This window comes from Priestia sp. TSO9, assembly GCF_021029645.1.
Lineage (GTDB): Bacteria > Bacillota > Bacilli > Bacillales > Bacillaceae_H > Priestia > Priestia megaterium_E.
The window spans coordinates 1-6750 of record NZ_JAJEKD010000021.1; the positions used below are offsets into that span (position 1 = coordinate 1).

Annotated in this window: 11 protein-coding genes; 9 read left to right on the forward strand and 2 right to left on the reverse strand. The window is 32.9% G+C overall.

What is annotated here, in order from left to right; genetic code table 11:
• Nucleotides 1-185 precede the first annotated feature (185 nt).
• From LJC66_RS27150 to LJC66_RS28000, 3 genes are all read left to right on the forward strand, one after another.
• Nucleotides 186-449: a hypothetical protein gene (locus LJC66_RS27150; RefSeq protein WP_230933902.1), complete on the forward strand. Its 264-nt coding sequence runs from the start codon at nt 186-188 to the stop codon at nt 447-449.
• Nucleotides 450-904: 455 nt separating this feature from the next.
• Entirely contained in the window at nt 905-1801 is an 897-nt protein-coding gene (locus tag LJC66_RS27155) for a replication protein (protein ID WP_230933903.1), read from the forward strand.
• A gap of 49 nt (nt 1802-1850) precedes the next feature.
• Nucleotides 1851-2351 (forward strand): DUF3967 domain-containing protein, encoded by a 501-nt coding sequence (locus LJC66_RS28000; protein ID WP_230933904.1) that lies wholly within the window; start codon nt 1851-1853, stop codon nt 2349-2351.
• A 613-nt stretch (nt 2352-2964) separates the two neighbouring features.
• On the opposite strand, the gene LJC66_RS27165 is transcribed toward LJC66_RS28000, so the two are convergent.
• Nucleotides 2965-3252 (reverse strand): DUF5316 domain-containing protein, encoded by a 288-nt coding sequence (locus LJC66_RS27165; protein ID WP_230933905.1) that lies wholly within the window; start codon nt 3250-3252, stop codon nt 2965-2967.
• A gap of 152 nt (nt 3253-3404) precedes the next feature.
• On the opposite strand from LJC66_RS27165, the gene LJC66_RS27170 reads away from it, so the two are divergent.
• The 5 genes from LJC66_RS27170 (at nt 3405) to LJC66_RS27190 (ending at nt 5658) form a co-directional block, all read left to right on the forward strand.
• Entirely contained in the window at nt 3405-3647 is a 243-nt protein-coding gene (locus LJC66_RS27170) for a hypothetical protein (protein WP_230933906.1), read from the forward strand.
• Between the two features lie 300 nt (nt 3648-3947).
• The gene (locus LJC66_RS27175; RefSeq protein WP_269067771.1) at nt 3948-4145 is read left to right on the forward strand and encodes a helix-turn-helix transcriptional regulator; all 198 of its coding nucleotides are present in this window, start codon (nt 3948-3950) and stop codon (nt 4143-4145) included.
• Complete coding sequence (locus LJC66_RS27180) at nt 4142-4609, forward strand: DUF6773 family protein (RefSeq protein WP_230933907.1); 468 nt, start codon at nt 4142-4144, stop codon at nt 4607-4609. Before LJC66_RS27175 ends, LJC66_RS27180 begins: the two co-directional genes overlap by 4 nt.
• Nucleotides 4610-4868: 259 nt before the next feature.
• Nucleotides 4869-5441, forward strand: coding sequence for a DUF2975 domain-containing protein (locus LJC66_RS27185; protein WP_230933908.1), 573 nt, complete (start codon nt 4869-4871; stop codon nt 5439-5441).
• Between the two features lie 10 nt (nt 5442-5451).
• On the forward strand, nt 5452-5658 hold the full coding sequence (locus LJC66_RS27190) for a helix-turn-helix domain-containing protein (protein ID WP_098250350.1): 207 nt from the start codon (nt 5452-5454) through the stop codon (nt 5656-5658).
• Between the two features lie 124 nt (nt 5659-5782).
• Here the strand turns inward: LJC66_RS27190 and LJC66_RS27195 are convergent, their stop codons facing one another.
• The gene (locus LJC66_RS27195) at nt 5783-6022 is read right to left on the reverse strand and encodes a helix-turn-helix domain-containing protein (protein WP_230933909.1); all 240 of its coding nucleotides are present in this window, start codon (nt 6020-6022) and stop codon (nt 5783-5785) included.
• Between the two features lie 147 nt (nt 6023-6169).
• On the opposite strand from LJC66_RS27195, the gene LJC66_RS27200 reads away from it, so the two are divergent.
• Nucleotides 6170-6544: a helix-turn-helix transcriptional regulator gene (locus LJC66_RS27200; protein ID WP_230933910.1), complete on the forward strand. Its 375-nt coding sequence runs from the start codon at nt 6170-6172 to the stop codon at nt 6542-6544.
• Nucleotides 6545-6750 lie beyond the last annotated feature (206 nt).

Below are 6750 nucleotides of genomic sequence, written 5' to 3' on the forward strand. Positions count from 1 at the left end.
TAGGAGATTGAGGGGACGTTGCAAACGTTTTCAGTGTACCCACTGGAAAAAATCGTGGTATCACGGTTAAGCTAGGCTCTGCCTAGCCTAGCACAGTATGTGATAGCAAAAACCCCTTATGCTCTTCCGAAAAAATAACGAATTAATTTCCAGTTACTATTTTTTTGAAAAAAGGAGTTGGTTTTTTGGATATTATTATTCGCAATATTGGCAAAGAATACGTCAAAGCAATTGATGAAAAAGCGAAGGCATTGAACATGTCTCGCAATGAATTTTTAAACAGATATTTAATTGGATACGCACATCATCGGGAAGCACTTGGGAGGGAAGACCGACTGGAAAAGTTTCTTAATGAAACACAACAGCAAATGTTAGCTTTCACAATGCTAATGGATATGATGACAGATACTTTACGAGAATTAGGTGGATTGGACGATGATGAATCGTAATCATATGACTGTCATAAATGACGGTCTTTTTATTTAAGGGTCTTCTGAAACACGAGGTAATACAGCGAACGCAAGAAAATCGCCTGTATTTAATTTTTAATGTACCGGAATATAAAACTATTACATTATCATAAAAAACGTCATATAAGGCGATCTGGAAGGCCATTTTGCCGATTATGTTTCAATCTGAAATTGCGTTCAATTTCAGACGGATATTTTGAATATTTATACTCAACTGTTAACTAAAACTGTCTGCAAATTAATCAATGTCTCTAGTAAAATTCCGATTTTATACCCACTCCTATTTTCATCAATAGGACATGATATAATAAAAAAAGAACGGAGATTGAGGCCTCCGTTCTCTTGGGTGTACTTGTTACAATAGTACGTTTATTTGGTTACGTATATTATAGCAAGTACTCCAACAAAAAATCAATCGTTGGAGGAATTCAGAAATGAATGGAATTATAAAAACAATAAAAACAACACAATATGCTCAGATACATAACGCGCCCTTACAAACGGACCTGGAGGACTTGCGGTCTATCGGTCTATTAAGTCACATTATGAGCTTAGGTGAAGGTTGGACGATTAGGAAGACCCAGTTACAAAACAAATTTTCTCGTAGAAATGTAGACGCTGCTTGGAAAGAATTAGCTATTAAACAATACGCTGTCGGCTTTAGCGCATATGTTGACGGAAAAAAAGATTATTTTTACGCCGTGTCAGATATTCCGATTTCACAAGCTAATTTCGAATTACTGGTCATTGAACAAATAAATCTCTTACAATCGCAAGGTAAAAACGTCATGACGTTAAGCGTGATGCAACATTCTCCACTTGAAATCACTGAAAAAATATCTGATGTACAAAATGTACATCAGATACAAAATAAGCAAATTTCTTCTGATGTACGTTCTGTACAACACAGTGTGTACAACACAGAACGTACACCTATAAATAAAAAAGAAACAAATGAAAAATTAATAAATAAAAAAATTAGTAGTAGTCCGCGTGATTTTATTGATGATAAATTACGAGAGAAATATAACAATGTACCTTTCGACGAAGTAAAAAATGAAATGCTTAACGACACTGTAATCGTTGATACGGATAAGCAATATAAATCACTATTAGAATACCGTCTTAAACATTGGAAACCGAAGCAAACTAAAAGGAAACGTGTAGTACGTAATGTACGTGAAGAAATGGTTCCAAAGTGGCTACAAACGAATGATGAAAATGCGGAAGCAAAAGATCTTTCAGTGAACAATGATTTTGAAGCCGAAAAGGAAAAAATAAAGGAAGAGCTAATGCAATTAGAAGCAGAATTAAAAGCAGGTAATCGTTAATAAATATTGAATTACACCTAGAAAAGCGAGAGCGAACGAGGTGAAGAACGTGTCAGAAAACGAACGTGCATATTGGAATCATGAAGTAGCTGGGCAACTTGACATAGGTACAAGCACATTAAGAAAATGGTGCTTAGAATTGGAAGAGAACGAGTACGTGTTCACTAAAGGCGAACAAGAAAGTCGAGCTTTTTTAAAACGTGATATTGATGTTTTAATGCACATGAAAAATGAAATACGCAATAAGAAAAAGTCACTCAAAGATGCGGCTAAAATCGCTTTAGAAAAGGCAAGAACGGGGGTCGTTCTCGTAGAACGGGAACAGGAACAAGCAGCCCCCGTTCTACGAGAACAAGCACAACCAATGTTCACCTTGGAGGACATGCGGAACATTGTACGTGAAGAGCTAGAGGAACAAGTTAAAGCGCGTGAGAACGAACGAGATAAAGCGCTAATGGGTGTCATGCGTGAATTACAGGATGTAAAAAAAATGATAGCTGCCTCTCAAGAGGTAAGTAAAAAAAAATGGTGGGAGTTTTGGAAATCCTAATTTTTTAGCGATCTTGAGTGCAACCTAATTTAATACATCTGGATCAACTTCAATGAAGTATTATCAACAACACATAATAAATTATTTCATAATACAAAGAAGAAGTGTTATTAAAAAATGACACCTTCAAGGTGTATCTTTTTTTGTATCATGGTATATAGCATATAATATTTCCTCTTTATGCCTGTTATATAGGCAACTACAAAGGTTTCTTAAAGATAAGCTTAAGTAGGATATAATTTTCAAGATTGTTATTGGTAGATACTATAAATTACGTTAGTAATTATGTAGCTATCAATAACTTTTTTATTTTCTTCTCCTTCTCCTATTTAATGAGCGAGTCGGGGTCTCATAAGAAGCATATGCATAAAGAGGCTTCTTTTCATGCAAGAACTGTTATTTGAAGACGGATGAAAACGTTGGCGAATCAACGATGTATAAAATCATGTATAAACGATAAATTTGAAAAGCGAACGAGCCCTTGTGTATCAAGGGCTCTCTTTTTTGATGGGTTCCGGAAAGAGTGATTATGTAAACTAGAGATGTATGAGATATACATTGCAAAGAATCAAAAAATAGCACTACCCATTCAAACTGGATAGTGCTATTTTTATTAATTTATTATATAGACCAATGCTGCTAACAAATTAGGAACAGCCAGTGAAATAAACCTTTTGGCGTCTTCTCTACGCCCTATTTTACGTGTTTCTTTTTCTGAAGAGAAAGATCCTTTGTTTCCTAAAATTAAACTATCAATTAGACATCCTAAGGCAAGTGCAACAAATGCGAATCCTAAGGTTCCGGATAGATAATAAACATAACTCCAATTTCCAGTAAAATAAGAAATTCCTAATACGATAATTAATGTTATTGTTCCTGCTATGAGTCCTCTTTCAACCATAATAATCCCTCTTTTTCAAAAAAATAACTTATCTATATTTTACCATAAGATTCCTTTTGATGTGAGAGTACCGATAATGTTGATTATGACAACTAAGTTTTTTACCTAAACTATTACTTTAATGTTATTTTTAGTAATAGGGAGAGTGGGATATGAATTTAAAAAAGAGTCAGTCTTATATCGATTTGACAATAAGAAATTGGGATAACACAGAGTTTGGCAGTAAGTTGTGGGAAATGTGTGAAGCAGCTAGAGAATATAAAAATGATCAAATTGAAGTCCATCAAGTAGTCAATTTAGGGGAACGTAAAGGTGAATGGCATTACTTAATTATCTTAAATATCAGTCAAGATTTAGATAATTTAGGAGAACTTATAGAAAGTAATTATAGGTAATTAAAGGCCCATTTTTCTATGTTGTAGAATAATGGGCCTTTGGTTCCTGTAATCTGGATTATGGTAACTAGCTTCGCATACGGTATGCATTAAAACAAAGAACTTATTTAATTAAAATTTTGTAAGCAAACTAACCTAAATGAAAAAGTTAATGTAAGTTATATTGGAGTCCATTGGTCGAAATATACCAGTGGACTTTAACTTTTACTTGTTTTAAACTGAAAATCAATGTAATATATAAATTGCATAAAGTAATATATATCTTACATGAGTTTTGTATAGATAAGAGGTGGGTTTATCTTGGTTAATAGAATTAAGATTGCACGCATAGAGAAGAATTTAACTCAAAAGGATTTGGCTAGTAAAGTAAATGTCACGAGACAAACAATTGGGTTAATTGAAGCTGATAAGTACAATCCTTCATTGAAACTATGTATTGATATTGCAAAAACATTAGATAAGACTCTAGACGAACTATTTTGGGAGAGAGAGCAATGAATAAATTTAAAAAAATATTACGTATTACAGAACATGATGATGAAAGAGTTCAAGCATTAGAGTACAGATCTTATGCTGAAGCAGGTTTTCTTATTGCTGTATTGTCAGCACTAGATGTGATTATTAGAGGTCTGGTATTAAGCCATCCGTTAAGTGAATGGGGGATGAGTCTGTTCGTTTTAATCATTTACATAATCTACGTTGGAGCTAGACAAATTACAATGAGAATAACTAAAGATGACTTATTAGAGGAAGATGAAAAGAAGAAAAATAGAGCAGAGGAGGTTGCTGCTTTACTTGGTATTGCGCTCTTTGTGATATGGAGAAAGGTTATCTTAAAAGAAAGCTTAATTCCTTCAGGCTTACAAAATTGGATTGAGAATATTGGTGTTTTTATAGTTATTTTCATCGTTACGTATGGGATGGCGTATCTATTCAGAAATAAAAAACAGAGTGAAATATAGAAACACTGCTTATGTTTATTTGAGATTAATAATATAAGCAGTAAAAGAAAACCTGCAGTCAAAGAGGTTTTCTTTTTATTTATACGGATAACTGTGATTATGTTAACTATTGATGTGTGTCGTATACATTTCTTATTTATAAAAAACATCTTAATTTATCTATTTTTAATTATTTTTTATTGTTTATCGATAATTTTTTATTGATTATATTTAATTTCAGTGGTAAGTTATTCCTATACATAAATTAGGAGGTTTGTTTGTGAGTAGTAGAAATGGTTATCGTATAATATTTAATATCATGAATTTTTTGTTTTGGGCTCATCTTGTGGTGACAGGTATCGCCTTGATATGTACAACTGGTCTTTTAATTGATTCTTCTATCCTTAAAGAGGCTAAAGAAAGCCCTAATTTTCATTATTCTATCTCTGACGGTGTTCTTGGGATTAATTTAAATAATTATGTTCCTGATGTGCAGATTTTACAGTTTCTTATGGTTTGTGCAGTCGTTGTTATGATTTTTGTAGCAATTATCCTTTGGAATTTTAGAGTTTTATTCAAAAATACATCCAAGGGAGATCTATTTGTTAGTAGCAATACAAAATCTATCTTCTGTATAGGAATTATCTTATTGATTCAATCATTTGCTAGTGGTTTTCCAAAAGTTTATATTGCTACTAAAATAACCCCTTTCGTACATATTGCCGATGGATCTTTTAAAATATCTTACTCAGTAAATGGGATCCTTTTAGTTGCTGCTATATTTATTCTATTTTTAGGTGTGTTTTTCAAAAAGGCAGTTGAGATTGCGCAAGAAAACGAATTGACTATCTAGGAGGTCAATTATGATTAGGGTAAACTTAGATGTCATGATGGCTAAAAGAAAAATATCCCTGAATGAATTAGCAGATCGAGTTGGTATTACAAAAAGTAATCTTTCCATCTTGAAAACTGAAAAAGCTAAGGCAATACGTTTTACTACACTAGAAGCAATTTGTGATGTTTTAGATTGCCAACCAGGTGATATCTTAGAATATGTACCAAATGAGTAAAAAGGCTATAGATTTTTCTATAGCCTTTTTTATTTCCGATAATTCGTTTTATGTTAACTAGAAAGAAATATATAAACATATAAATAGCAATTTTTATTGATTAGAAAGCTGAGTACATTAGTGCTCAGCTTTCTTTATCGTTATTTTCAATTAGCGTAAACAAATCGTCCAACGTTACATCAAAATACATCATCAATTTAGCTAGTAAACTGGCTGGTATTCGTCTGTTATTCATATCACGGTTGTTCGCCAAATCGTTTATTGTATCACGTCTTTCATTGATTTCTTCAGATAATTTCCTTACAGAAATGTCTTGCTCTTCTAAATATTTTTTTAGATGACATTGCAATTTTACGTTCTCCAAAATTGACCTCCTTCTCAAAAGAATTCAATATTTTATTGACCTTTTATTATGTAAGATGATATATTTATGTTAACAACTCGGCACGTTTAACGTGTCATTAAATGAATTGTTTATTCCATTCATTTTAACATATGGGAGCTGATTCAAATGGAAAAAGCTGAAAAATTGTTAATGGGGATCGAAAATGTTTTAGGCATGGCTAGTGAACTTTTTGACGAGATAGCACGTTTGAAACAAGTCGAAGAGGAATGTAAAACACTAAAAGAAAAATTGTTTATGAGTCAATTTACTCGCTCAGAAAAAGAAGTTTTTGAACTCGCACTTGATGGACTTTCGTCTTCAAAAATGGCAGAATGGTTGTTCAAAGAACGGAGCACAATTTCACAACAACGCAAAGACATCTGCAAAAAATTAGGCGTTAAAAATATTAAAGAAGCAGTACAAAAATTTCAAAACCTTCATCAAGAACCGCAACAAGAAATCCACCAAGAATCACCACAAAAACTCGTAAACATTTCATGAAAAATGAAAAAAGCATATCGACAGCAGGTGCACACGAGGGGACTTAATAACCTAAATAGTTGAAAAAATGGAACATTTTTAGGAGATTGAGGGGACGTTGCAAACGTTTTCAGTGTACCCACTGGAAAAAATCGTGGTATCACGGTTAAGCTAGGCTCTGCCTAGCCTAGCACAGTATGTGATAGCAAAAACCCCTTATGCTCTTC